Source organism: Stenotrophomonas sp. YJH_SMC_58, from assembly GCF_059369635.1.
The window spans coordinates 102,321-125,103 of sequence record NZ_JCAFSW010000007.1; the positions used below are offsets into that span (position 1 = coordinate 102,321).

Below are 22,783 nucleotides of genomic sequence, written 5' to 3' on the forward strand. Positions count from 1 at the left end.
ACGACCATGACGATTCAATCCACCCTGCTGGCCGGCGCCGTGCTGGCAGTACTGTCCCTTTCCGCAGTGCAGGCGGCGCAGCCGCTGCAGGCCGCCCGCGCGGGCGACCAGGTGCCCGCTGCGCTGGTGGCCGCGCCGTTGCCGGCCGATGACAGCGAACGCGCACCGCTGTCCTTCGCCTGGGCCTTGGACCCGGCGCAATCGCTGCAGGCGGCTACGCCGTATGCCTCGGTCAGCCGCAGCTACTGGCAGCAGGTCGATGGCGCGCAGCTGCAACGCGGCATCGATCTACCGCTGACGGCCGCCGATGCGGTGATCCAGCTGAGCCCGGCCGACGGTGCCCGTGCAGTGCCGGCCAACACACTGCAGGTGCGCGACCCGGCCGGCCGCAGCAGCGTGGCGCGCAGCGTCGATGCCCGCGCGCTGCAGCAGGCCGGCATGCCGGTGAGGGATGGCAGCAGCATGCTGCGTACCGGCGCAACCAGTGCGGCCGGTGCGTACACGCTGCAGAGCGCACAGGCACAGGGCCGCTACGTGGTGCAGGTACTGGAACCCAACAGCCCGCTGCGGCTGGAAGTGCAGGCCAACCAGGCGCAGGTGCTGGCCGGTGGCAACGTGCAGCTGCAGGCACGCCTGCTGGAAGACGGCGCCACCACCGCGCAGCTGGCATTGCGTCGTGGCGGCCTGGGCGGTGAAGCCCTGCTGGTCGCGCCCGATGGCCGCAGCTGGCCGCAGCGCCTGCTGCGTACCACCGATGGTGCCCTGCGTGCGCAGGTGCGGATTCCGGCTGATGTCGGCAACGTGCAGGGGCTGTGGGAACTGCAGGTGTTCGCCCAGGCCGATGGCGTGCTGCGCGATGGCAAGGTGGCCTTCGCGGTGGCGCGGCCGACCGCGCGCTTCAGTGGCCAGGCGGCACCGGACCCGGCCAGCCGCCAGGTGGCGCTGCCGCTGCAGGTGGCCGCCGCCGGTCGTTACGAGGCGCGTGGCACGTTGTATGCCACCGGCCGCGATGGCCAGCTGAAGCCGGTGGCGCAGGCGCACGCGGCCGCGTGGTTCGACGGTCCGGGCGCGGGCCAGCTGGTGCTGCCGTTCGACCAGGCCGCGTTGCCGGCTGGGTTCGGTGCGCCGTACGAGCTGCGCGACCTGCAGCTGCAGGATCAGAGCCGGATGGCACCGATCGAGTCACGCGCGCTGGCGTTGAGGTTCTGAGCAAGGCGGTGGCGGGCCGGAACATCCGGCCCGCCGCACCGGCATGGCGACGGAATGGCACCGCGACGGGAATGGCGTGACGGCGGGAATGACATCACGACGGGAATGACATCACGACGGGGTAGAGTCGGTCTCCCAGGCCTGTCGGTTTCCAGGCCCCTTGTTTCCGCCGAGGGCTCCGCCTCACCCCGCGTACGCGGTCAGCCGGCCTTCCTGCTCGCACACGGTGATCGCGCCACCGAACACCGCCGACAGCGGCGCGCTGCGCAGCAGTTCGGCGCGGGTGCCATCAGCCAGCACACGGCCGTCGCGCAGCAGCACCACGCGTTCGATCTCGGGAATGATCTCTTCGATGTGGTGGGTCACCAGCACCAGGGTGATGCCCTGCTGGGCGAGCACCCGCATGGTCGCCACCAGCTGCTCGCGGGCGACCAGGTCCAGCCCGGTGGATGGCTCGTCCAGCAGCAGTGCCTGCGGCCGGTTGACCAGCGCGCGGGCGATCAGCACGCGGCGGGTCTCGCCGGCCGACAGCTCGGCATAGGCGCGTTCGCGCAGGGACAGGGCGCCGGTCATCGCCAGTGTCTCGCCGACGCGCGTGCGCATGTCGGCGGTCACTTCGCGGAAGGCCGGCACCACGTAGCTGGCGAAGAAGCCGGACAGCACCGCCTGTTCCACGGTCAGCCCGGGCATGTCGGCCAGATTGCTGCTGAGGTCGCCGGTGACGATGCCCAGCTGCGAACGCAGCCGGTCCACCTGCCAGCGGTTCTGGCCCAGCACCTTCACCGCCACCGAGCCGTCGCTTTGCGCCAGCGGGTACAGCTCGCGGGTGATCAGCTTGATGAAGGTCGATTTGCCGCAACCGTTGGGGCCGAGCAGGGCAGTGTGCTGGCCCTGCGCGATACGCAGGCTGAGCCCGTGCAGCACCTTCACCTGGCCGCGCACCACGGTGGCGCGGTCCAGTTCGATCAAGGGGGGCAGCTCCGCAACGGGCGGGGCGGCGGTCATGGTGCTGGCGCGTGGATCAAGGCTCGACAACTCAGGTCCCCAACTGTGAACGGTGCCACGGATGGCGGTGGCAATCACCGCCGCAGGGATGCAGTTTGCAACGCAAGCGCCCATGATGTCTGCCATCCCCGCGTCGATACGGAGAGCCGCCATGCCCGATGCCCTGATGTCCCTGTTGACCGGTGGTGTGCTGGGCCTGGGCTGGTGGGCCATGCTGGCGGTGCTGCTGGTCTTCACCCAGATCACCATCTTCTCGGTGACCCTGTACCTGCACCGCAGCCAGGCCCATCGCGGGGTCGATTTCCACCCGGCATTGGCCCACGTGTTCCGGTTCTGGCTCTGGCTCACCACGTCGATGATCACCCGCGAGTGGGTGGCCATCCATCGCAAGCACCACGCCAAGGTGGAAACCGAGGACGATCCGCACAGCCCGGTCACCCGTGGCATCGGCAAGGTGTTCTGGCATGGCGTGGAGCTGTACCGCGAAGCGCGCGGCATGCGCGCGGACATCGAGCAGTACGGGCGTGGCACCCCGGATGATGCGATCGAGCGCCACCTGTACACCCCGCACGCCACGCTCGGCCCGGTGCTGCTGCTGGCGATCAACAGCGTGCTGTTCGGCCTGCCCGGCGTGGCCCTGTGGGCGATCCAGATGGCGTGGATTCCATTCTGGGCGGCCGGCGTGGTCAACGGCCTCGGCCACTGGTGGGGCTACCGCAACTACGAATCGGCCGATACCTCCACCAACCTGACGCCGTGGGGCTTCTGGATCGGTGGCGAGGAGCTGCACAACAATCACCATGCCTTCCCCAGCTCGGCGCGCTTCGCGATGCGGCGCTGGGAATTCGACATCGGCTGGAGTGCGATCCGCCTGCTGCAGGCGCTGCGCCTGGCCAAGGTGCTTCGCGTTGCACCGGCCATGGACGTACGCCCGAACATCGCCGTGCCCGATGCCGAAACCCTGAAGGCGCTGCTCTCGCACCGCTTCCAGGCGATGACCGACTACCAGCGCAACGTGTTCATGCCGGCCCTGCGCGAGGAAGCCGCCCACGCTGGCGCCAAGCTGCGGCGCCTGCTGCCGCGCCGGCTGCGCCGTGGCCTGGTCAACGACGGTCGCTGGCTGAAGCCGGACAGTCGCGCCCAGCTCAGCGCATGGGTGGCACAGCGCCCGCGCATCCACACCCTGGTCGAGTACCGCGCGCGGTTGGCGGCGCTGCTCGAGGCCCGCGGCCACGATGCCGCCGAGCGCCTGCACCAGCTGCAGGCCTGGTGCCGCGAGGCCGAGGAAAGCGGAATCGCGGCGCTGCAGGCCTACGCTGCGCGATTGAAGGGCTACAGCCTGGTGGGCGCGTGAGGGCAGGGTATGGGCTTGTGTTGGCCGCGCTGCTGCCAGGCGCGGCGCTGGCCCAGGTCACCGATACCGCCAGCTACCTGCAGCGGATGGACAGCGATGGCGACGGCAAGGTCAGCGAAGCGGAGTACGTGCAGTGGATGCTGTATGCCTTCGACCGCATGGACCGCAATGGTGATGGCGTGCTGAGCGCTGACGAGCTGCCCGGCCGCGAGGGCAGGGCGATCCGCCGCGAGCAGCAGCGGCAGGTGATCGTGCAGCGCTTCCATAAGCAGGATGCCAACGGCGATGGCTACCTGGATGCGCGAGAGCTGGCGGCGCCGCCACGCTGAGCGGGCGTAGAATCGGTTCATGCCTGAACTGCCCGAAGTCGAAACCACCCGCCGCGGCCTGGCGCCGCACCTGCAGGGGCGCCGCGTGCATGGCGTGATCCTGCGCCGCGCCGACCTGCGCTGGCCGATTCCGCCGGAAGTGGCCGAGCTGCTGCCGGGGCAGCGCATCGAGGACATCCGCCGTCGCGCCAAGTACCTGCTGCTGGACACCGCCATCGGCAGCGCCGTGCTGCACCTGGGCATGTCCGGCAGCCTGCGTGTGCTGCCCGGCGATACCCCGCTGCGCGCGCACGACCATGTGGATATCAGCCTGGACAACGGCCGCCTGTTGCGCTTCAACGACCCGCGCCGCTTCGGCAGCCTGCTGTGGCAGCCGGCCGGCGAAGTCCACCCGCTGCTGCAGGGGCTAGGCCCGGAGCCGCTGGACGATGCCTTCGACGGGGACTACCTGTTCGCCCGCAGCCGTGGCCGCAGCGCGCCGGTGAAGACCTTCCTGATGGACCAGGCGGTGGTGGTGGGCGTGGGCAACATCTACGCCGCCGAGAGCCTGTTCAAGGCCGGCATCAGTCCGCTGCGCGAGGCCGGGAAAATCTCGCGCGAGCGCTACCAGCGGCTGGCCGATGCGGTGAAGGAGATCCTCGGCTACGCCATCACCCGTGGTGGCACCACCCTGCGTGACTTCATCAGCCCCGATGGCGCGCCGGGTTACTTCGAGCAGGAACTGCTGGTGTACGGCCGTGACGGGCTGCCCTGCCCGAACTGTGGCCGCGCGCTGAAGCACGCCACCATCGGCCAGCGCGCCAGCGTCTGGTGCAGCCACTGCCAGCGCTGAGGCGGGCGGCCAGCGGCAGCTGAACGGGCAGGGCACGTCTCCGCTGCCCGTTAACGTTTGTCTGCCTATGATGGCCGACCTTCCTTCTGTGCCTGACGCGCCTGCATGCAACGACGCGACTTCATCCGCAATGCCTCCCTCGCCCTGGCTGCATTCGGCCTGCCGTCCCTGCCCGCGTGCGCGGCCAGCAGGAGCGGCCAGATGGGCCTGCGCCGCCTCGGCCAACCGCAGCCGTTCGACTTCGCCACCCTGAAGGGCCAGGCGCGCGCGCTGGCACAGGCGCCCTACAAGAGCCACAAGCGGGTGCTGCCGGGCCGCCTGGAAGGGCTGGACTGGGACCAGTACCAGTCGATCGGTTACCGCCAGGACCATGCGCTGTGGGCCGACCAGCCGGGCAAGTTCCAGGCCAAGTTCTTCCACCTGGGCCTGTACTTCCATTCGCCGGTGCGCATGTTCGACGTGGTCGACGGCAAGGCGCAGGAGCTGGCCTATGACGGCGCGGCCTTCAACTACGGCAAGAGCGGCATCAAGGACGGCGAGCTGCCGGCCGATCTCGGCTTCGCCGGTTTCCGCCTGAACACCCGCAAGGACACCGATCGCGATTTCGCCGCCTTCCTCGGCGCCAGCTACTTCCGTGCGGTCGGCAAGGAAGGCCAGTACGGCCAGTCCGCGCGTGGCCTGGCAATCGATACCGGCATGGGCAAGCCGGAGGAATTCCCGGACTTCATCGCCTATTACCTGGAACAACCCTCGGCTGATTCGGACACGATCGTGGTCTACGGCCTGCTGGATTCGCCCAGCGTGGCCGGCGCCTATCGCTTCGCGATCACCAATGGCGACGTGCTGCTGATGGACATCGACAGCGCGCTGTACCCGCGCAAGGCGATCGAGCGGTTGGGCATCGCCCCGTGCACCAGCATGTACCAGGTGGGTGAGAACGACCGCCGCATGGCCTGGGACTGGCGCCCGGAGATCCACGACACCGACGGCCTGTCGCTGTGGACCGGTGCCGGTGAGTGGATCTGGCGGCCGCTGCTGAATCCGCGCAACCTGCGCTTCAACATGTTCGTCGACCGCAACCCGCGTGGTTTCGGCCTGCTGCAGCGCGACCGCAACTTCGACCATTACCAGGACGACGGCGTGTTCTACGAGAAGCGCCCGTGCCTGTGGGTGGAGCCGAAGGGCGAGTGGGGCGAGGGCTCGGTGCAGCTGGTGGAGATCCCCACCGTGGACGAAACCTTCGACAACATCGTGGCGTTCTGGAACCCCAAGGAAAAACCGCAGCCGGGCCAGGAACTGCTGGTTGGCTACCGCCTGTACTGGGGTGCCGAACCACCGGCACGGCCGCCGCTGGCGCACTGCGTGGCCAGCCGCACCGGCCTGGGTGGCGTGGTCGGCAAGAAGCGCGAGTACTTCAGCTGGCGCTTCGCGGTGGACTTCGAAGGTGGCGAGCTGGCCAGGCTGATCGACAAGGGCGAGGTCGAGGCGGTGGTGGAATCCAGCCGCGGCCGGGTCGAGATCGTGTCGGCGCGTCCGCTGCGCGAGATCAACGGCTACCGCGCGATGTTCGACCTGGTGCCGCCGGAGGGCAGTACCGAGCAGATCGACATCCGCCTGTTCCTGCGCAGTGGCGGCAAGACCCTGACCGAGACCTGGCTGTACCAGTACACCCCGCCGCCGGCGGGTGCGCCGGAGCGCACGCTGTACTGAGAGGGGTGTTGGGTTTGCAGGGCTTGCAGCCCTGCACCTGCCGAGGCCAAAGCAACAGCAACAGCCGAAGCAGAAGCTGGTTTTCTGTGGGTAGTCGGGGTGGGTCCGGTGGCGGGAGACGCCGTAAACCCGTCCATGGGGGCTTGGCCGCGGCATCCATGCCGCGGACACTCCCGCCACCGGACCCACCCCGCCTTCGACAGACCTCCGCGATCTGTCGGAGCACGGGGTCGGATCCCGTTGCTGCGCAACGGGCTCTGACCCCAGATGAATTTCGATAGATGAATTTCGATATCTGACAGATGTGCCGACCAACGGTCGGCACCCACCAACAGCCGCGGGGATCTGTCAGAGGTGGGGCGGTGTGGGTGGGCAGGACCGTTGGCGCCATGGATGGCGCCATCGAGCCCCCAGGGACGGGTTTACGGCGTGTCCTGCCCACCCACACCGGCCCGCCATCACACGCAATGCCAGCTGTTGCTGTTGCTGTTGCCGGCCAGCGGCCGGCACTACCGCGGGTGCAGGGCTGCAAGCCCTGCAAAAGAACACCCTTTACAGCGGCAGGGGCGCCTGCGCCGGATCGATCCGCCCTTCACCGCGGGTGATCTTTTTGAACTCGGCACGGCTGACCGACACGTAGCGGTCGTTGCCACCGATCTCCACCTGCGGGCCGTCCTGCACCGCGTGCCCATGTTCGTCCACGCGTACCGTCATCGTTGCCTTCTTGCCGCTGTGGCAGATGGTCTTGATCTCCTGCATCTCGTCGGCCCAGGCCAGCAGGTACTGGCTGCCCTCGAACAGCTCGCCGCGGAAATCGGTGCGCAGGCCGTAGCACAGCACCGGAATGCGCAGCTGGTCGACCACCTCGCTGAGCTGCCAGACCTGGGCGCGCGTGAGGAACTGCGCTTCATCCACCAGCACGCAGCCCATCGGGCCGTTGGCGGCCAGGTCCTGTTCGACCCAGTGCTGCAGGTCGGTGTCACGGTCGAAGGCCATGCCGTCCGCACGCAGGCCGATACGCGAGGCCACCACGCCGGCGCCGGCACGATCATCCAGGCGCGGGGTCAGGATCGCCACCCGCATGCCGCGTTCGCGGTAGTTGTGCGCGCTCTGCAGCAGGGTCGTGGTCTTGCCGGCGTTCATCGCCGAATAGTAGAAATAGAGCTTGGCCATCGGCCAATTCTAGTCGTCCACCGCCTCGTCGTCGCGGACCGTGTCCGGCCGTCCTATCTCGACGCTGGGGGTCCGCGCGGGGCGCCAGTAGTTGTCCTGCAGGCACCAGTAGTCGGCGGCGCGCCAGTAGTCGTTGTCGTAGACGATGCTGCCCGGCGTCACGATGCCCTGCTCGTTGCCGCGGCGCTGGACGACGATCAGGCCGGAGCTCACGTACCCGAGGCGGCTGCCGGTGATCTGCTGGCGGCCGTCCCTGAGGGCGCGCTCCATGCGAGGCTTGGCTGCGCGGTCGCCGTAGTCGGCATAGACCTGCTGGCCGCGCTCGATCGCCCGTGCCTGCTGCAGTGCGTCCAGGCGTGCCCAGTAGTGCTCCCGCAGCACCAGGAAGTCGTGATACATGCGCTCGGCGGCCAGGTCCATCCAGATGTAGGCCATCACCGGATCGGCCCGGGTACCGACGCCCTCCTGGTACAGCCGCGCCACCATGGCCTGGGAGAACTTGTCGGCGTAGCGCGCCGAACGCTTGTAGTAGTCCAGCGCCCTGGCGGGCTGTCTGTCCCGTTCGGCCCGCTGGGCCATGCTGCGCCAGAACAGGTCCGGATGGGCATCGAAGAAGCCTCCGGTCAGGACGGTAGGCGGGATCTGCCGCGGGGCCTCCACCGGGCATTCCCTGGCGGTCACGGCAGCGGCCATCGACAGGCCCAGCAGCAGGCAGAAGCGTGGAGCGTGCTTCGCTTTCATACTTGATCGCCCTCCTGGCAATGACCATGAAATACGAACGTCAGCGCCCCGCGCCTTCCACGGGGCTGAGTGGGCCGACCTCGACGCTGCGGCCGCCGAACTCCTGTTCCCAGATGCGGTCCTGCATGCACCAGTACGCTGCAGGGTCCCAGTACGCATCCCGATAATAGTCATCGCCGCGGGTCGGCCAGCCGGCTTCCGGGCCGTCGGACAGTTCCACCTGCAGCATCGAGCTGACCCAGCCGGTGCGGCTGCCGGTCATGCCGCTGCGGTCCACGCGCATGGCAGCCTCCATGCGCGGCTTGGCCGTGGCATCGCCGTAGGCCGCATACAGCGCCGGCCCTTCGGCGAGCACCCGTTGCCGTTGCGCGGCATCCAGGCGGTTCCAGTAGCGCTCGCGTTCCAGCAGCAGGTCGCGGTAGCCGCGTTCGGCGGCCAGGTCCATCCAGATGTAGGCCAGCACCGGATCAGGGGCGGTACCCGTGCCTTCCTGGTACATGCGCGCGACCAGCGACTGCGACAGCTTGTCGGCGTGCGCGGCCGCCCGCTTGAAACGCACCAGCGCATGATCGGGCCGGCCCTGGCGCCACGACTGCAGGCCCAGCTCGCGCCAGTGCAGGTCAGGATGAGCCTGCAGGAAGCCCGGGGTCATCAGCGCAGACCGCAACGATGCGCGAGCATCGGGCGCGCAGTCCGCACTGCGGGCAGCCAACGGCGCCAGCAGCAACAGCAGGGTGCCCAGCAGGGCGGCAGGGGCGGTCGGGCGCATGCACCTGGCTCCAGTGCTCCGGTGGCGAATCAATAGCTTAGGAACGGTGTGCATGCAAGTCAGGTCCGCCCGCTGCGGCCCCGCTACAATCCCATTCCCATGCACGGTCTCAATCCCCCCCAAGCCGCCGCCGTCCTGCACATCGAAGGTCCGTTGCTGGTGCTCGCCGGCGCGGGCAGCGGCAAGACGCGCGTGATCGTGGAAAAGATCGCCCACCTGATCGGCAGCGGTCGCTACCCGGCACGCCGCATCGCAGCGATCACCTTCACCAACAAGTCGGCCAAGGAAATGCGCGAGCGTGTGGCCAAGCGCCTGCGCGAGCAGGACGCCGACGAGGTGACCATCTGCACCTTCCATGCGCTGGGCCTGAAGTTCCTGCAGATCGAACACGCGGCCGTGGGCCTGAAGCGTGGCTTCTCGGTCTTCGATGCCGATGATGCCGCTGCGCAGATCAAGGACCTGATGTACGGGGCCAAGCCCGACGACATCGAGGACATGAAGAACCTGGTGTCGCGCGCCAAGAACGCCGGCCTGTCGCCCGAGCAGGCGATGGCCGCCGCGCGCAGCAACCGCGAGAAGGAAGCGGCCAGCGTCTACGAGCGCTACCAGCTGCGCCTGACGGCGTTCAATGCGGTGGACTTCGATGACCTGATCCGTTTGCCGGTGCAGATCCTGGAGGAAAATCCGGAGATCGCGCTGGCGTGGCGCGAGCGCATCGGCTACCTGCTGGTGGACGAATGCCAGGATACCAACGACGCGCAGTACCGGTTGCTCAAGCAGCTGGCCGGCGACAAGGGCAACTTCACCTGCGTGGGTGACGATGACCAGTCGATCTACGCCTGGCGCGGTGCCAACCCGGAAAACCTGCAGCAGATGGGGCGCGACTATCCCACGCTGGAGATCATCAAGCTGGAGCAGAACTACCGCTGCTCCAACCGCGTGCTGCGCGCCGCCAATGCGCTGATCGCCAACAACCCGCACGAGCACCTGAAGAAGCTGTGGAGCGACCAGGCCGACGGCGAGCGCATCCGCGTGTGGGAGTGCCGCAACAGCGAGCACGAGGCGGAAAAGGTCGCGGCCGAGATCGCCTTCGTGGCGCAGTCGCGCAACGTGCCATGGAGTGATTTCTGCATCCTGTTCCGCGGCAACTTCCAGTCGCGCCCGCTGGAAAAGGCGATGCAGCTGCTGCGCATTCCCTACCACCTGACCGGCGGCACCATGTTCCTGGAGCGCCAGGAAGTGAAGGACACGCTGGCCTGGCTGCGGTTGCTGGTGAACCCGGACGACGACACCGCGTTCATGCGTGCGGTGCAGTCGCCCAAGCGCGACGTCGGTGCCGGCACGCTGGCCAGGCTGGCCGAGCTGGCGCAGGAAAAGGACATGCCGATGGCACAGGCTGCCGAGGCGATCGGCGCCCTGCAGCAGCTACCGCCGCGCGCCGCCAACAGCCTGGCCCGCTTCACCGACATCCTGCGCGACCTGCGCGCGCAGATGCGTCAGGTCACCTCGGGCGACATGATCCGCAAGGTCGCCAAGGAATCGGGCCTGCTCAGCGAACTGCGCCAGCAGGCCAAGGAAGAGGCCAGCTACCAGCGCCGCGCCAACAACATCGAGGAACTGGCGCAGTGGTTCGAGGGCGGCCCGCGCGGCGCCACTGCCGCTGACCTGGCCGGCCAGCTGGCGCTGCTGTCACGCAGCGACAAGGACGAGGGTGGCAACCAGGTGCGCATGATGACCATGCACGCCTCCAAGGGCCTGGAATTCCCGTACGTGTTCATCGTTGGCTGCGAGGATGGCGTGCTGCCCCACCAGGTCAGCCTGGACGAGGGCAACCTGCAGGAAGAGCGGCGGCTGCTGTACGTGGGCATCACCCGCGCCAAGATCCAGCTGTGGATGAGTTACAGCAAGCTGACGCGCAAGTTCGGTGAGCATGTGCGGCTGAAGCCGAGCCGGTTCTTCGATGAGATCCCGGCCGAGGAGATCCAGCGTGATGGCGCTGATCCGGTGGCCGATGCGGCGCGCAAGAAGGAACGGGCGAGTGCGGGGTTGGCGGCGATCGAGGCGTTGTTCGACTGATCGGCGAACGGCGCAGCCCCTCGTGGTTGGCGCCGTTCGCAATGCATTCGTGGGGGCCGGGCGGGGGGCCGGTCGGGACACGCCGTAAACCCATCCATGGGGGCTCGGCCGCGGCTTGCTCGTGTGCGCTGTCCTGCGCACACGGCAAGACCGGGGTTGGGCGTCCTGCCCAACCCGCCCGAGGCATGCCTCGGGCCCATGCCGCGGACGGTCCCGCCCAGCCCACCCGGCCGGCCTCTGACAGTTTCCGTGCGCGCCAGCCACGGAAAAGAAAAAGAAAATCAAAAGCAGCAGCCGGGCTTGAGGCAGAATCGGGGTTTCGGCTGGAGGTCCACCTGTGCAACCGATCGAGAGTGAACGCCTGCGCCTGCGTGCGATCGAGCCTGATCGCGATGCGGCGCCGATGCTGGCGCTGTTGAATGATCCGGGCTTCGTGCGCTTCATTGGCGACCGCAATGTGCGCAGTGAGGAGCAGGCGCGGGACTACATCGCGCTGCGTGTGCTGCACAGCTATGCGTTGAATGGCTTTGGCATGTATGCCATCGAGCGGTTGTCCGATGGTGCCTGGCTGGGCAATGCCGGACTGGTACGGCGTGATGGGCTGCCGGGTCCGGACATCGGCTATGCGGTGCTGTCGGAATTCGCCGGGCAGGGCTATGCCGGTGAGGCGGCGCGGGCGGTGTTCGCGCATGCGCGCGCTGGGCTGGGCCTGCACGATCTGTATGGCATCACCGATCTGGACAACGTGGTGTCCGGGAAGATCCTGCTGGGGTTGGGCATGCAGGAGCGCGGGGTGATCCAGCTGCCGGGCGTGGACAGCCCGAGCAGGTTGTATGCCACGCCGGGTGCGGCGCAGGTCTGACCCCTGATGTTGGTAGGTGCCGACCGTTGGTCGGCACGATTCAGATGCAGTGCCGACCACGGTCGGCACCCACCCCCTCAGCCGCGCAGTTCGGCCAGCTGCGCCTGCAGCTCGGCCACGGCCGCTTCCAGCTGGGCCACGCGCTCGGCCAGGCCCGGGTCGGCTGCATCGCTGCTGCCGCCGCCGCCGCTGCTGGCGTACCTGGCCGCCAGCGCCGCACCGTCCACTTCACCGCACAGCAGGTGCATGTAGCGGTCTTCGCGCTGGCCGCTGGCACGCGGCAGCACCACCAGCAGCGCGCGCTGCTGCAGGCGCTCGATGGCGTGGCGGGCTTCATCGGCGTCGGCGAAGCGGTGCAGGCGCTCGCTGCGCGTGATCAGTTCGCCCAGCGTCTGCGGCCCACGCAGCAGCAGCAGCGCCAGCAGCACGGTCTGCTGCCGGGTCAGGTCCAGTGCGGCCTGCAGGCGGTGCTCGTAGCGGTCCGCGCGCGAGGAGAAGTGCTGGCGGGCCAGGCCCAACGCCTCCAGCTGGCGCAGCGCGTGCTGCACGCTGCCGGCATCGATGTTCATCACCGGCTCGCGGGCAGTCTTCTGGTTGGCAGCCGACTGGGCGGCATTGACCGTCAGTGGATAGGTGTCCGGCGTGGTCGCCTCCTTTTCCACCAGGCAGCCCAGCAGGCGGGCCTGCACGGCGTCGAGCAGGGGGACGTCGGGGGTCTGGACGGAATCGGTCATGGCGGCCTCCGGAAGGGCAACGGGTCAACCGCCAAGCATAGCCGTCCCGGGGCCGCCTTTGCCGGTAAAATGCGCCGGTATATCTGATTGCCGGTGAATCCATGCGTCGTCCCGTTTCCCTGTCCCTGACCCTGCTCGCCACTGCGGCGCTGGGCCTGTCCGCCTGCAAGCGCGTGGATGCGCCTGCTGCCGAAGCCGTTGCCCCGGAGGCCCCGGCCGCCGCTGCCAAGGCTGATGGCGCGCTTGATGCAACCGCCAACGACAATCTCAACGCCGTGCTGTGGATGCAGCGCGCGCAGGAGTACAAGGCAATCACCGAGCAGACCTACCGTGCCGCCGCCGACCACCTGGACGCCGCGCTGAAGGAAGCGCACTGGGATGCGCTGGTGCCGGAGGAACGCGGCAACGAGGCCAAGGGCCTGAAGCCGGCCGTGGTGCTGGACGTGGATGAGACCGTGCTGGACAACTCGCCCTACCAGGCGCGCCTGGTGCGCGACGGCAAGGAATACGACGAGCTGAGCTGGGACCAGTGGGTGGCCGAAAAGAAGGCCAAGGCCATTCCGGGCGTGGTCGATTTCGCCAAGGCCGCCAACGCCAAGGGCGTAACCCTGCTGTACATCTCCAACCGCGCCGTGCACCTGAAGGACGCAACCCTGGCCAACCTGCGCGAGCAGGGCCTGCCGGTGGCCGATGACAGCGTGTTCCTGGGCCTGGGCACCGTGGTCGAAGGCTGCGAGCAGGCCGGCAGCGAGAAGAACTGCCGCCGCCGCCTGGCCGGGCAGAAGTACCGCGTGCTGATGCAGTTCGGCGACCAGCTGGGCGACTTCGTGGAAGTGACCGCCAACACCAACGAAGGCCGTGACGCCCTGCTGCAGCAGTACCACGACTGGTTCGGCGAGCGCTGGTGGATGCTGCCGAACCCGACCTACGGCGGTTTCGAGCCGGCGCAGTTCAACAATGACTACAGCCAGTCGCGCCAGGCCCGCCACGACGCCAAGCGCGCTGCCCTGGACTACGCGCCGTGAGCCGCGCGCCGCTGCCGCTGCGCGATGACGAGCGCCTGATCTTCGCGCTGGACGTGCCTGACCGCGCGCAGGCGCTGGAGTGGGTCGACCGCCTCGGCGACAGCGTGGCGTTCTACAAGATCGGCATGGAACTGCTGGCGTCGGGCGAGTACTTCCAGGTGCTGGACGAGCTGGCCCGCCGCGACAAGCGCGTGTTCGTTGACCTGAAGTTCTTCGATATCCCGGCCACTGCCGCGGCGGTGATCAGGCGCCTGTCGCAGTGGCCGGTCAGCTACGCCACCATCCACGGCTGGCACCCGGCGATGATGGAAGCCTGCGCCGCCGCCAACAGCAGCGACATGCGCCTGCTGGCGGTGACCGTGCTGACCTCGATGGGCCGCCCGGACCTGGCGCAGATGGGCATCGACCGTGAACCGGTGGACGTAGTGGTCGAACGCGCGCTGGCCGCGCAGGCGGCCGGCATCGATGGCGTGATCGCCTCGGGCCAGGAAGCCGGCCCCATCCGTGCCGCTACCGGCGCCGGGTTCTCGATCGTCTGCCCGGGCATCCGCCCCGGTGGCCCGGTCAGCGATGACCAGAAGCGTACCGTTGGCGTGGCCCAGGCCTTTGCCGATGGCGCCGATGCCATCGTGGTTGGCCGTCCGATCCGCCTGGCCACCGATCCGCAGGCCGCGGCGCGGGCCATCCAGCAGGAAATCGCGTCGGCGCTGGCTGCGCGCTGAGATTCCGTTGCGCAGGCTGCAGGCCCGAACGCCATCCCGACCCGCGCGGGATGGCGTTTCTGCATCCGTCCAGCAAGCGGTTGTGCCCGAATCGCCGCAAAACCTGCCGTAGATTTCATTGCTTTTACGCCCATCATCAGGTGAATCAATAAAATCAATGATTTATACGACGATAGGTGAAGTGTTGCCTTAACTTGAGCGGCAGCGTAGGATCGCCGCCATCCGGTCCTCGGACCGGACATGTGCCACAACACTGTCCACCGGCCCTGCGTCGGTTTGAAGAGCCTGTGATCCCCGTGATCCCGGCTCTTTTTTTATTCCCATCAGTGACTTGCACAAGCAACAGCGGAAACCGTGACGTCCCGGCTTGCCGCTGTCACGTCACAGGCCGCAAGATGCGGACCGGTCCGGGGAGTCCGAGTGCATGAGCGTGGCAGTGCGAGGAAGGTCTGCGCGTGGATGGGGGCTGGCAGCCATGCTGCTGCTGGCCGTGGCGGCGTGTCGTGAATCGGCCCAGGACCCGGCCAAGCCGGCGGCCGAGCCGGTCGCGGCGGTGCAGGCCATGGCGCTGCGCCTGGCCGAGGACGATCTGGTCGGCTACGCAAAGCTGTCGGTGCCGCCCAGTCAGTACCAGCGCCTGCAACAGGCCTGGACCGAAGGCCACAGCCAATGGCCGCTGACCGAACTGCCGCTGGGTGACCAGCTGCTGCCGATGCTGGCCGCACTGCGCAGGCCCAATGCCAGCGCCGAACTGCAGCGCAGCTTCGATCGCCAGCTGGCCGGACAGGCCGGCGCCGTTCGCCAGGCCGCACAATCGATGGGCAACTTCGGTGTGCAGTACCTGCGCCACCAGAAGGGCTATACGCCTGGCCAACAGGCGCATTACATCGCCCTGGTCGAAACCCTGGCCAGCTGGGCGCAGGGTGCCCCGATCAGTGACCGGGCCCGCGCACGCAGCACCATCGCCGCGCTGGTCGGCGCCGCCAACAAGGTCGGTTTCGACGACGAAGCCGGCCTGCAGGCCGCGGGCATGGAAGGCAGCCTGGCGCAGCTGGCGCCGTTCATCCACACCCTCAAGGCGGTGCTGGGCAGCTACGGGCTGGGCGTGGACGACGCGTTGCGCAGCGTGCGCGGCGAACTGCTGTCGGTGGAAGGTGACAACGCCCTGGTACGCCTGCGCTACGACCTCGCCGGTCGCGAGATGAGCCTGCAGCTGCCGCTGAGCCGCCGCGAAGGCCATTGGTACCTGACCCGCACCCTGGCCGATACCGACGCCCTGCTGCGCAAGGCCGATGCGGCCCGCGCCGCTGCGTCGCCGTCACCGGCTGAAGCCCCCGCCGAGGGTGGGGAAGCGGCAACGCCGCCGCCTAAGCCATAATGGCGCCGATGTCGAAACAGAACCCGCTGCCGTTCCCCGGCGAAGAATCCCAGTCGACGCCCGCCGATACGGTGCCGGCGTCCCCCTCGACCGGTACCGGCCCGAACCCGGTACCGCCGCCCGCGCACGCGCGTCCGGCCGGCCGACGCCCACTGTGGGCACGGTTGCTGGGCCGCCTGGTCGAGCCGTGGCTGTCGCTGAAGATCGAGCCGGAAGACCCGGGCCAGTACAACGATGGCCGCCCGGTCATGTACGTGCTGGAAGACTACGGCCTGTCCAACGCGCTGATCCTGGACAAGGCCTGCCGCCAGGCCGGCCTGCCGTCGCCGCTGGTGCCGCTGGCCGGTGACCCGACCGGCCGCAAGCGCGCCTACCTGGCGCTGTCGCGGCGCAGCTCCAGCAATTCGCTGATCCCCGAGCAGCGCGGTGCCAAGACCCATTCCGACTCGCTGGCCAAGGTCCTGCAGGCACATCGCGTGCGCGATGACCTGGACGTGCACCTGGTGCCGGTGTCGATCTTCGTCGGCCGCGCGCCGGACAAGCAGAGCGGCTGGTTCGCGGTGCTGTTCTCGGAAAACTGGGCGCTGGTCGGCCGCTTCCGCCGCCTGCTGGCGGTGCTGCTCAATGGCCGCAGCACCATCGTCCGCTTCGCGCCGCCGATCTCGCTGCGTTCCATCATCGACGAAGGCCTGGAGCCGGAACGCACGGTACGCAAGCTGCAGCGCGTGCTGCGCACCCATTTCCGCCGCATCCGTGAATCGGTGATCGGCCCCGACCTGTCGACCCGTCGCCTGCTGGTGGACCAGGTGCTGGCCGCCGAACCGGTGCGCGAAGCGATCGCCGCGCAGGCCAAGCGCGACAATTCGAAGACGGCCGATGCCTGGAAGAAGGCACACGCCTACGCCTGGGAAATCGCCGCGGACTATTCCAGCCCGGTGGTGCGCTCGGCCAGCTTCATGCTCAGCCACGTGTGGAACCGCATCTATGCGGGCGTGCTGGTGCACCATCTGGACAAGTTCAAGGCCGCCGCGCCGGGCCACGAAGTGGTCTACGTGCCCAGCCACCGCAGCCACATGGACTACCTGCTGCTGTCCTACCTGCTGTACGACCGTGGCATCGTGCCGCCGCACATCGTGGCGGGCATCAACCTGAACCTGCCGGTGGTCGGTACCCTGCTGCGAAAGGGCGGTGCGTTCTTCATCCGCCGCTCGATCCGTGGCAACGCGCTGTACTCGGCCGTGCTCAGTGAGTATGTCGCGCAGCTGGTGGCTGGCGGCTACTCGCTGGAGTACTTCGTCGAAGGCGGCCGCTCGCGTACCGGCCGACTGCTGCAGCCCAAGGGCGGCATGATCTCGATGACGCTGCGTGCGTTCCTGCGCCAGCCGCGCAAGCCGGTGCTGTTCCAGCCCATCTACATCGGCTACGAGAAGCTGATGGAAGGCGGCAGCTACCTGGACGAACTGTCCGGCCGGCCGAAGGAAAAGGAATCGATCTGGTCGCTGCTGTGGGGCATCCCCAAGGTGCTCAAGCAGAACTACGGCCAGGTGGTGGTGAACTTCGGCGAACCGATCGCACTGAACGACGTACTGGCCGAGAAGGCGCCGGAGTGGAAGGGCGAGGCGGTCTCCGAGGACGAGAAACCGGCGTGGCTGTCGACCACGGTGGACACGCTGGCCGAACGCATCCAGGTGCGCATCAACGGCGCCGCCGACGTCAATCCGATCAACCTGCTGGCGCTGGCGCTGCTGTCCACGCCGAAGCACGCGATGGGCGAGGCCGACCTGATCGCGCAGATCGAGCTGTGCAAGACGCTGCTGGTCGAGATGCCGTATTCGGACCGGGTGACGGTGACCCCGCACTCGCCGGAGCGGATCATCGCCCACGCCGAGGAAATCAACGTCCTCACCCGCATCAAGCACCCGCTGGGCGACGTGCTCAGCGTCAGCGGCGATACCGCGGTGCTGCTCAGCTACTTCCGCAACAACGTGCTGCACCTGTTCACCGCCTCGTCGTGGGTGGCCTGCTGCTTCCAGAACAACCGCCGCATGAGCCGTACCGGCCTGGTCCAGCTGGGCCGCACGGTGTACCCATTCCTGCAGGCCGAGCTGTTCCTGCCGTGGAGCGAGGACGAATTCGCACAGCGCATCGACCAGACCATCAACGTGTTCGTGCGTGAGGGCCTGCTGCAGAACGTCAATGATGACGACGGCGGCATCCTGGCGCGCAACACCGGGCAGACCGACGAGGTGTTCCGCCTGCGTGCGATCGGCCACTCGCTGCAGCAGGCGTTCGAGCGCTACTACATCGCCATTTCGGTGCTGGTGAAGAACGGCCCGGGCGTGCTGGGCGCGGCCGAGCTGGAAAGCCTGTGCCAGCAGGCGGCGCAGCGTCTGAGCCTGCTCTATGCACCGGCCGCGCCGGAGTTCTTCGACCGCACCCTGTTCCGCGGCTTCATCCAGAAGCTGCGCGAACTGCGCCTGGTGTGGCCGGACGAGAACAGCAAGCTGCTGTTCGACGAGCGCCTGGATGCCTGGGCCAAGGACGCCAAGTTCATCCTTGGCCGCGAACTGCGCCACACCATCGAACGGGTCAGCCCGGAAGCGGCACGCCCGGACGAGCCGGCGCCGCAGGATTGAAGGCAGCGCCGGGCCATGCGGCGGGTGTGGACCTTGGTCCACACCTCCCAGCCGTGCCAACCAGGGTTGGCACCCACCAGGACGGTCTTTAGGCCGGTTCGTCGGGAATCTGCAGGCTTTCCAGCCTGGCAATGCAGTCCTTCAACTGCAGCTTGCGCCGCTTCAGGCGCTTGGATTCCAGTTCATCCTCGCCGTTGGCGGCCATGCGGGTGATCTGTTCATCCAGCAGGCGGTGCTCGGCGCGCAGGGCGGCGAGGCGTTCGACAATCTCGGCGGGGTCGTAGGTATCCACGGCTTCGAGGATACACAGCGATGATGACCGCCGGGAGAGGGGAATCCCGACCCCCGGCCGTGGCCGCTCCGAGCCGTTAGAATGGAGCCCATGAGTGCCGTGATTTCCCTCCCCGATCCCCAGCCGCGCGCCGCCCGCGATCCGCGCGTGGCCGAGCGCGAGCAGCACAAGCTGGCCAAGCGCCTGCGCCGCCAGGTCGGCGAGGCGATTGCCGACTTCGGCATGATCGAGGCCGGCGACAAGGTGATGGTCTGCCTGTCCGGCGGCAAGGACAGCTACACCCTGCTGGACGTGCTGCTGCAGCTGCAGAAGAAGGCGCCGGTGCCGTTCGAGCTGGTGGCGGTGAACCTGGACCAGAAGCAGCCGGACTTCCCCGAGCACGTGCTGCCGGAGTACCTGGCCGGGCTGGGCGTGCCGTACCACATCATCGAGCAGGACACATATTCGGTGGTCAGCCGGGTCATCCCGGAAGGCAAGACCATGTGTTCGCTGTGCTCGCGCCTGCGTCGTGGTGCGCTGTACAACTACGCCGAGACCCACGGCTTCACCAAGATCGCGCTGGGCCACCACCGCGACGACATGGTGGCCACGTTCTTCATGAACCTGTTCCACCACGCCAAGCTGTCGGGCATGCCGCCGAAGCTGCGCAGCGATGACGGCAAGCATGTGGTGATCCGGCCGCTGGCCTACGTGCGCGAGAGCGACATCGTCGACTACGCGCAGGCACGCCAGTTCCCGATCATTCCCTGCAACCTGTGCGGCAGCCAGGAGAACCTGCAGCGCCGCCAGGTCGGCCTGATGCTGAAGCAGTGGGAGAAGGACCACCCGGGCCGCATCGAGCAGATCGCGCGCGCCATGGGCGAAGTCCGGCCCTCGCAGCTGGCCGACACCACCCTGTTCGACTTCATGGCGCTGGGCCGTCGCGACGACGCGCCGCTGCCTGACGCCCATGCCTGGCTGGCCGGTTCCACGGCCGACGCCGACGCAGATCCCGAGACGCCCACCGTTTAAGGTCGGTCGCCCTTCCTCTTTGCCATCCGGAATTCCATGTTCTTTCGCAACCTGACGTTCTTCCGTTTCCCGACCACCACCGATTTTTCCGAAGTCGACACGCTGCTGCCGCACGCCCTGCTGAAGCCGGTCGGCGCACTGGAAATGAATTCGCGCGGCTTCATCTCGCCGTTCGGCCGCGAGGAGAAGGAACTGCTCTCCCACCGCATCGCCGAACACCTGTGGCTGACCGTGGGCGGCGAGGACAAGATCCTGCCGGCGGCGGTGGTCAACGACCTGCTCGAGCGCAAGCTGGAGGAGATCGAGGAGAAGGAAGGCCGCCGCCCGGGTGGCCGCGAGCGCAAGCGGATGAAGGACGACCTGCTGCATGAACTGCTGCCGCGCGCCTTCGTGAAGTCCTCGCGCAACGACGCCTTCATCGACCTGCAGCACGGTTACGTGGCGGTGGATACCTCCAGCCGCAAGACCGGCGAGTACTTCATGTCCGACATCCGCGGCCTGCTCGGCAGCTTCCCGGCGATGCCGCTGAACGCCGAAGTCGCGCCGCGTTCGATCCTGACCGGCTGGATCGCCGGCGAGCCGCTGCCGACCGGGTTGAGCCTGGGCGAAGAGTGCGAGATGAAGGACCCGGTGGAAGGCGGCGCGGTGGTCAAGTGCCAGCACCAGGAACTGCGCTGCGACGAGATCGACAAGCACCTGGACGCCGGCAAGCAGGTGACCAAGCTGGCGCTGATCTTCGAAGACAACCTGTCCTTCGTCATCGGCGACGACCTGATCGTGCGCAAGCTGAAGTTCCTCGACGGTGCCCTGGACCAGCTGGAGCATGCCGACGAAGACGGCCGCCGCGCCGAGTTCGACGCCCGCTTCGCCCTGCAGAGCGCCGAGATCCGCCGTCTGTTCCTGCTGCTGGAAGAAGCCTTCAAGCTCAGCAAGGCTGACTGAACAGGCAGCCCGACGGCCGCCGGTCATCCGGCGGCCCGAAGCGGCGCTATGCTGGGCGCATGAGCCGTCTGCTGCGCCGCCTGATCAGCCCGACCCCGCCCGCCACCGTACAGCGCGACACTGTTCGCCTGCGCCTGGAGGATGCCGAGATCGAGGTACTGCGCGTGCGTGATCCGCGTGCGCGCCGGATCAAGCTGAGCGTGGACGAACGCGGTGCACGCCTGACCCTGCCGCCGCGCGCAAGCCTGGTGATGGGCGAACGCTTCCTGGAACAGCACCGCGACTGGCTGGCACTGCAGCTGCGCCAGTACCAGGGCCAGGACCTGCCGGCACCGCTGCAGCCGGGCGAAGACGGCGTGCTGCCCCTGCGCGGCGAACTGTTGCCGCTGCGCTGGCAGGAAGGCCGCTACGCGCGCCTGGAGATCGACGCACACGGCGCCTGCGTGCAGTGGCCGACACGTGGTGGTGACGCCACCCTGCGTCGCCTGCTGCGCGAGTTCTACGAAGCACAGACCCGCGCCGACGTCGGCCGCTGGCTGCCGAAGTACCTGCCCACACTGCCGCGCGCACCCAGCCGCCTGCGATTGAAGGTGATGTCCTCGCAATGGGGCTCGCTCGCCCCCGATGGCAGCATGGCACTGGACCTGGCCCTCGTGCTCGGTCGTTCGGAAGCGTTCGAGTATGTGCTGGTGCACGAGCTCTGCCACCTGATCCAGCCCAACCACTCGCCCGCGTTCTGGCACGAAGTGGAACAACGCTTCCCCGCCTGGCGCGAACAGCGCGATTACTTCCAGCTCGAAGGGCGCCGACTGAAGGCGATGCTGCGGCAACTGCTGTAGCGCCAGCGCTACAGCAGTTGCCCACGCATTCTTCCTCTACCCCCGCCTTCGGCGCGCCCCTTCAACAGAAAGGGCTTTCCTCCAGAGAGTGGGCCGGGCAGTCGGGCAGGCTCGACGCTGCACAGGGTCTGCGCAGAGGATGAGCATTCCCCGCCCGGCCAAGCACGGCTTTGCCTTCGGATGCCACCCACCACGAGGGACTCAGCCGTTGGCCGAAATCCTCACCTCGCCCGCAACGCCGCCGCCGCCGCCCAGCGCGCCGCCACCCGCGGCGCCGTAATGCACACCGCCTGGTCGGTCACCGTCGTCACCGCGCGCTCCAGCAGCTGGATATCCGCCTCATGCTGGCGCGCCACGTGCGGATCCTCGAAGAAGATCGCGCGCTGGCAGCGCCCTTCCAGTACCCGGTCGGCAATCTGCGCATCGCCGCCCATCGGGCCGCTCTGGTAGCGCGTCACCCAGGGCGTATCGCTGGGCCAGCCACGGCTCCACGCCAGCTCGTTCAAGCGCTGGCCGGTGGTTCCGGTTGCCACCCGCTCACCGAACCGCGCCAGCACATCGAAGTGCTCATCGGCGAAGGCCAGCATCGCCGGCTTCATCGCGTCGTGCGCGATCAGCGCCAGCGTCTGTCCTTCGAACGCATGCAGGTCGTCGGCGCCAGCATCGGCAACCAGTCCGGCATGGATGCGTTCCACCTCGATCCAGTCGCGCGCGGTGGCCACGGTGGAAATGAAAGGCTTGCCGTGGATCACGCACTGCCGCTTCAGCGCCGTGGCTTCCGGAAACACCGAGGATGGATCGACCGGATCGATCAGGTAGACCGCGCCATCCAGTGTCCGATCCGGCCCCATGCCAACCACCTCGGCCACCAGCTTCATCAAGCCACCCTCGCGACCGTAGGGGTAGCGATGCAGGCCCGCGTATCCGGTCAGGAAGCCCTGACGCTGTATCGCGTCATGGGTGCGGCCGACCGCGTGCAGCGACACGCCCAGCTCGCGCAGGCCGGGTTCGCTGACGCGCAGCCAGCGGAACAGGGCGGCGCGCGCGTCGTGGTGATGGAGACGGTTGGCAGCCAGGCCGATGCGCATCGAATGCTCCGCAGAGACGGGTGAAAGCGGCAGTGTATGTCGCCATTCACCTATCT

21 protein-coding genes are annotated in these 22,783 nt (G+C 68.0%); 14 read left to right on the top strand and 7 right to left on the bottom strand.

All coding sequences use genetic code 11. The features are described 5' to 3' along the window. Positions 1-6 precede the first annotated feature (6 nt). Positions 7-1,209, top strand: a complete 1,203-nt coding sequence (locus tag AC5P68_RS11190) for a DUF4785 domain-containing protein (protein ID WP_231522474.1) — start codon at positions 7-9, stop codon at positions 1,207-1,209. A 183-nt stretch (positions 1,210-1,392) separates the two neighbouring features. Here AC5P68_RS11190 and AC5P68_RS11195 read toward each other — a convergent pair whose 3' ends face one another. Further along, positions 1,393-2,214 (bottom strand): ABC transporter ATP-binding protein, encoded by an 822-nt coding sequence (locus AC5P68_RS11195; RefSeq protein ID WP_049452584.1) that lies wholly within the window; start codon positions 2,212-2,214, stop codon positions 1,393-1,395. Between the two features lie 151 nt (positions 2,215-2,365). On the opposite strand from AC5P68_RS11195, the gene AC5P68_RS11200 reads away from it, so the two are divergent. From AC5P68_RS11200 to AC5P68_RS11215, 4 genes are all read left to right on the top strand, one after another. Next, positions 2,366-3,568, top strand: coding sequence for a DesA family fatty acid desaturase (locus AC5P68_RS11200; RefSeq protein WP_049452585.1), 1,203 nt, complete (start codon positions 2,366-2,368; stop codon positions 3,566-3,568). Then, positions 3,565-3,897, top strand: a complete 333-nt coding sequence (locus AC5P68_RS11205) for an EF-hand domain-containing protein (RefSeq protein WP_231522473.1) — start codon at positions 3,565-3,567, stop codon at positions 3,895-3,897. The genes AC5P68_RS11200 and AC5P68_RS11205 overlap by 4 nt, the downstream gene beginning before the upstream one ends. Positions 3,898-3,916: 19 nt before the next feature. Beyond that, a complete protein-coding gene (gene mutM, locus AC5P68_RS11210; RefSeq protein WP_005407488.1) occupies positions 3,917-4,729 on the top strand; it encodes a bifunctional DNA-formamidopyrimidine glycosylase/DNA-(apurinic or apyrimidinic site) lyase in 813 nt (270 codons plus the stop codon). Between the two features lie 105 nt (positions 4,730-4,834). Further along, positions 4,835-6,439 (top strand): OpgD/OpgG family glucan biosynthesis protein, encoded by a 1,605-nt coding sequence (locus AC5P68_RS11215; RefSeq protein WP_033833539.1) that lies wholly within the window; start codon positions 4,835-4,837, stop codon positions 6,437-6,439. A 552-nt stretch (positions 6,440-6,991) separates the two neighbouring features. Here the strand turns inward: AC5P68_RS11215 and AC5P68_RS11220 are convergent. Genes AC5P68_RS11220 through AC5P68_RS11230 form a run of 3 tightly spaced genes read right to left on the bottom strand, consistent with a single transcriptional unit; the run spans position 6,992 to position 9,122 of the window. After that, positions 6,992-7,612, bottom strand: coding sequence for a thymidine kinase (locus AC5P68_RS11220; RefSeq protein ID WP_033833540.1), 621 nt, complete (start codon positions 7,610-7,612; stop codon positions 6,992-6,994). Between the two features lie 9 nt (positions 7,613-7,621). Beyond that, a complete protein-coding gene (locus tag AC5P68_RS11225) occupies positions 7,622-8,353 on the bottom strand; it encodes an SEL1-like repeat protein (protein WP_111188660.1) in 732 nt (243 codons plus the stop codon). A gap of 40 nt (positions 8,354-8,393) precedes the next feature. Beyond that, positions 8,394-9,122: an SEL1-like repeat protein gene (locus AC5P68_RS11230; protein ID WP_033833542.1), complete on the bottom strand. Its 729-nt coding sequence runs from the start codon at positions 9,120-9,122 to the stop codon at positions 8,394-8,396. A 99-nt stretch (positions 9,123-9,221) separates the two neighbouring features. Here AC5P68_RS11230 and AC5P68_RS11235 point away from each other — a divergent pair, with 99 nt between their 5' ends. Then, entirely contained in the window at positions 9,222-11,198 is a 1,977-nt protein-coding gene (locus AC5P68_RS11235) for a UvrD-helicase domain-containing protein (RefSeq protein WP_164209180.1), read from the top strand. Positions 11,199-11,535: 337 nt separating this feature from the next. After that, complete coding sequence (locus tag AC5P68_RS11240; protein WP_033834574.1) at positions 11,536-12,060, top strand: GNAT family N-acetyltransferase; 525 nt, start codon at positions 11,536-11,538, stop codon at positions 12,058-12,060. 77 nt (positions 12,061-12,137) lie between these two features. On the opposite strand, the gene AC5P68_RS11245 is transcribed toward AC5P68_RS11240, so the two are convergent. Continuing rightward, positions 12,138-12,794: a YceH family protein gene (locus tag AC5P68_RS11245; protein WP_088470644.1), complete on the bottom strand. Its 657-nt coding sequence runs from the start codon at positions 12,792-12,794 to the stop codon at positions 12,138-12,140. A gap of 101 nt (positions 12,795-12,895) precedes the next feature. On the opposite strand from AC5P68_RS11245, the gene AC5P68_RS11250 reads away from it, so the two are divergent. The 4 genes from AC5P68_RS11250 (at position 12,896) to plsB (ending at position 18,555) form a co-directional block, all read left to right on the top strand. Beyond that, complete coding sequence (locus AC5P68_RS11250) at positions 12,896-13,819, top strand: 5'-nucleotidase, lipoprotein e(P4) family (RefSeq protein ID WP_049432499.1); 924 nt, start codon at positions 12,896-12,898, stop codon at positions 13,817-13,819. After that, positions 13,816-14,541, top strand: a complete 726-nt coding sequence (gene pyrF / locus AC5P68_RS11255; RefSeq protein ID WP_231522471.1) for an orotidine-5'-phosphate decarboxylase — start codon at positions 13,816-13,818, stop codon at positions 14,539-14,541. The genes AC5P68_RS11250 and pyrF overlap by 4 nt, the downstream gene beginning before the upstream one ends. Before the next feature lie 424 nt (positions 14,542-14,965). Further along, complete coding sequence (locus AC5P68_RS11260) at positions 14,966-15,919, top strand: hypothetical protein (RefSeq protein ID WP_049402878.1); 954 nt, start codon at positions 14,966-14,968, stop codon at positions 15,917-15,919. Then, positions 15,919-18,555 (top strand): glycerol-3-phosphate 1-O-acyltransferase PlsB, encoded by a 2,637-nt coding sequence (plsB, locus tag AC5P68_RS11265; RefSeq protein WP_005407500.1) that lies wholly within the window; start codon positions 15,919-15,921, stop codon positions 18,553-18,555. The genes AC5P68_RS11260 and plsB overlap by 1 nt, the downstream gene beginning before the upstream one ends. A gap of 88 nt (positions 18,556-18,643) precedes the next feature. On the opposite strand, the gene AC5P68_RS11270 is transcribed toward plsB, so the two are convergent. Beyond that, positions 18,644-18,847 carry a YdcH family protein gene (locus AC5P68_RS11270; RefSeq protein WP_005411823.1) on the bottom strand — a complete coding sequence of 68 codons (204 nt, stop codon included), beginning with the start codon at positions 18,845-18,847 and terminating at the stop codon, positions 18,644-18,646. Positions 18,848-18,937: 90 nt separating this feature from the next. On the opposite strand from AC5P68_RS11270, the gene ttcA reads away from it, so the two are divergent. Genes ttcA through AC5P68_RS11285 form a run of 3 tightly spaced genes read left to right on the top strand, consistent with a single transcriptional unit; the run spans position 18,938 to position 21,639 of the window. Beyond that, entirely contained in the window at positions 18,938-19,858 is a 921-nt protein-coding gene (gene ttcA / locus AC5P68_RS11275; protein ID WP_171968688.1) for a tRNA 2-thiocytidine(32) synthetase TtcA, read from the top strand. A 36-nt stretch (positions 19,859-19,894) separates the two neighbouring features. Beyond that, positions 19,895-20,800, top strand: coding sequence for a recombination-associated protein RdgC (locus tag AC5P68_RS11280; protein ID WP_005411825.1), 906 nt, complete (start codon positions 19,895-19,897; stop codon positions 20,798-20,800). Between the two features lie 59 nt (positions 20,801-20,859). After that, on the top strand, positions 20,860-21,639 hold the full coding sequence (locus tag AC5P68_RS11285; protein ID WP_033834578.1) for a M48 family metallopeptidase: 780 nt from the start codon (positions 20,860-20,862) through the stop codon (positions 21,637-21,639). Between the two features lie 221 nt (positions 21,640-21,860). Here AC5P68_RS11285 and AC5P68_RS11290 read toward each other — a convergent pair whose 3' ends face one another. Continuing rightward, positions 21,861-22,727 carry a methylglyoxal synthase gene (locus AC5P68_RS11290; RefSeq protein ID WP_033834579.1) on the bottom strand — a complete coding sequence of 289 codons (867 nt, stop codon included), beginning with the start codon at positions 22,725-22,727 and terminating at the stop codon, positions 21,861-21,863. Positions 22,728-22,783 lie beyond the last annotated feature (56 nt).

Bases quoted from the DNA above. Each gene is read 5' to 3' on its own strand.
- AC5P68_RS11230 (WP_033833542.1), bottom strand. From the start codon at position 9,122: ATGCGCCCGACCGCCCCTGCCGCCCTGCTGGGCACCCTGCTGTTGCTG.
- AC5P68_RS11195 (WP_049452584.1), bottom strand. From the start codon at position 2,214: ATGACCGCCGCCCCGCCCGTTGCGGAGCTGCCCCCCTTGATCGAACTG.
- ttcA (WP_171968688.1), top strand. From the start codon at position 18,938: ATGAGTGCCGTGATTTCCCTCCCCGATCCCCAGCCGCGCGCCGCCCGC.
- AC5P68_RS11280 (WP_005411825.1), top strand. From the start codon at position 19,895: ATGTTCTTTCGCAACCTGACGTTCTTCCGTTTCCCGACCACCACCGAT.
- mutM (WP_005407488.1), top strand. From the start codon at position 3,917: ATGCCTGAACTGCCCGAAGTCGAAACCACCCGCCGCGGCCTGGCGCCG.
- AC5P68_RS11220 (WP_033833540.1), bottom strand. From the start codon at position 7,612: ATGGCCAAGCTCTATTTCTACTATTCGGCGATGAACGCCGGCAAGACC.
- AC5P68_RS11260 (WP_049402878.1), top strand. From the start codon at position 14,966: ATGAGCGTGGCAGTGCGAGGAAGGTCTGCGCGTGGATGGGGGCTGGCA.
- AC5P68_RS11245 (WP_088470644.1), bottom strand. From the start codon at position 12,794: ATGACCGATTCCGTCCAGACCCCCGACGTCCCCCTGCTCGACGCCGTG.
- AC5P68_RS11250 (WP_049432499.1), top strand. From the start codon at position 12,896: ATGCGTCGTCCCGTTTCCCTGTCCCTGACCCTGCTCGCCACTGCGGCG.
- AC5P68_RS11290 (WP_033834579.1), bottom strand. From the start codon at position 22,727: ATGCGCATCGGCCTGGCTGCCAACCGTCTCCATCACCACGACGCGCGC.
- plsB (WP_005407500.1), top strand. From the start codon at position 15,919: ATGGCGCCGATGTCGAAACAGAACCCGCTGCCGTTCCCCGGCGAAGAA.
- AC5P68_RS11225 (WP_111188660.1), bottom strand. From the start codon at position 8,353: ATGAAAGCGAAGCACGCTCCACGCTTCTGCCTGCTGCTGGGCCTGTCG.
- AC5P68_RS11285 (WP_033834578.1), top strand. From the start codon at position 20,860: ATGAGCCGTCTGCTGCGCCGCCTGATCAGCCCGACCCCGCCCGCCACC.
- AC5P68_RS11235 (WP_164209180.1), top strand. From the start codon at position 9,222: ATGCACGGTCTCAATCCCCCCCAAGCCGCCGCCGTCCTGCACATCGAA.
- AC5P68_RS11190 (WP_231522474.1), top strand. From the start codon at position 7: ATGACGATTCAATCCACCCTGCTGGCCGGCGCCGTGCTGGCAGTACTG.
- AC5P68_RS11200 (WP_049452585.1), top strand. From the start codon at position 2,366: ATGCCCGATGCCCTGATGTCCCTGTTGACCGGTGGTGTGCTGGGCCTG.
- AC5P68_RS11215 (WP_033833539.1), top strand. From the start codon at position 4,835: ATGCAACGACGCGACTTCATCCGCAATGCCTCCCTCGCCCTGGCTGCA.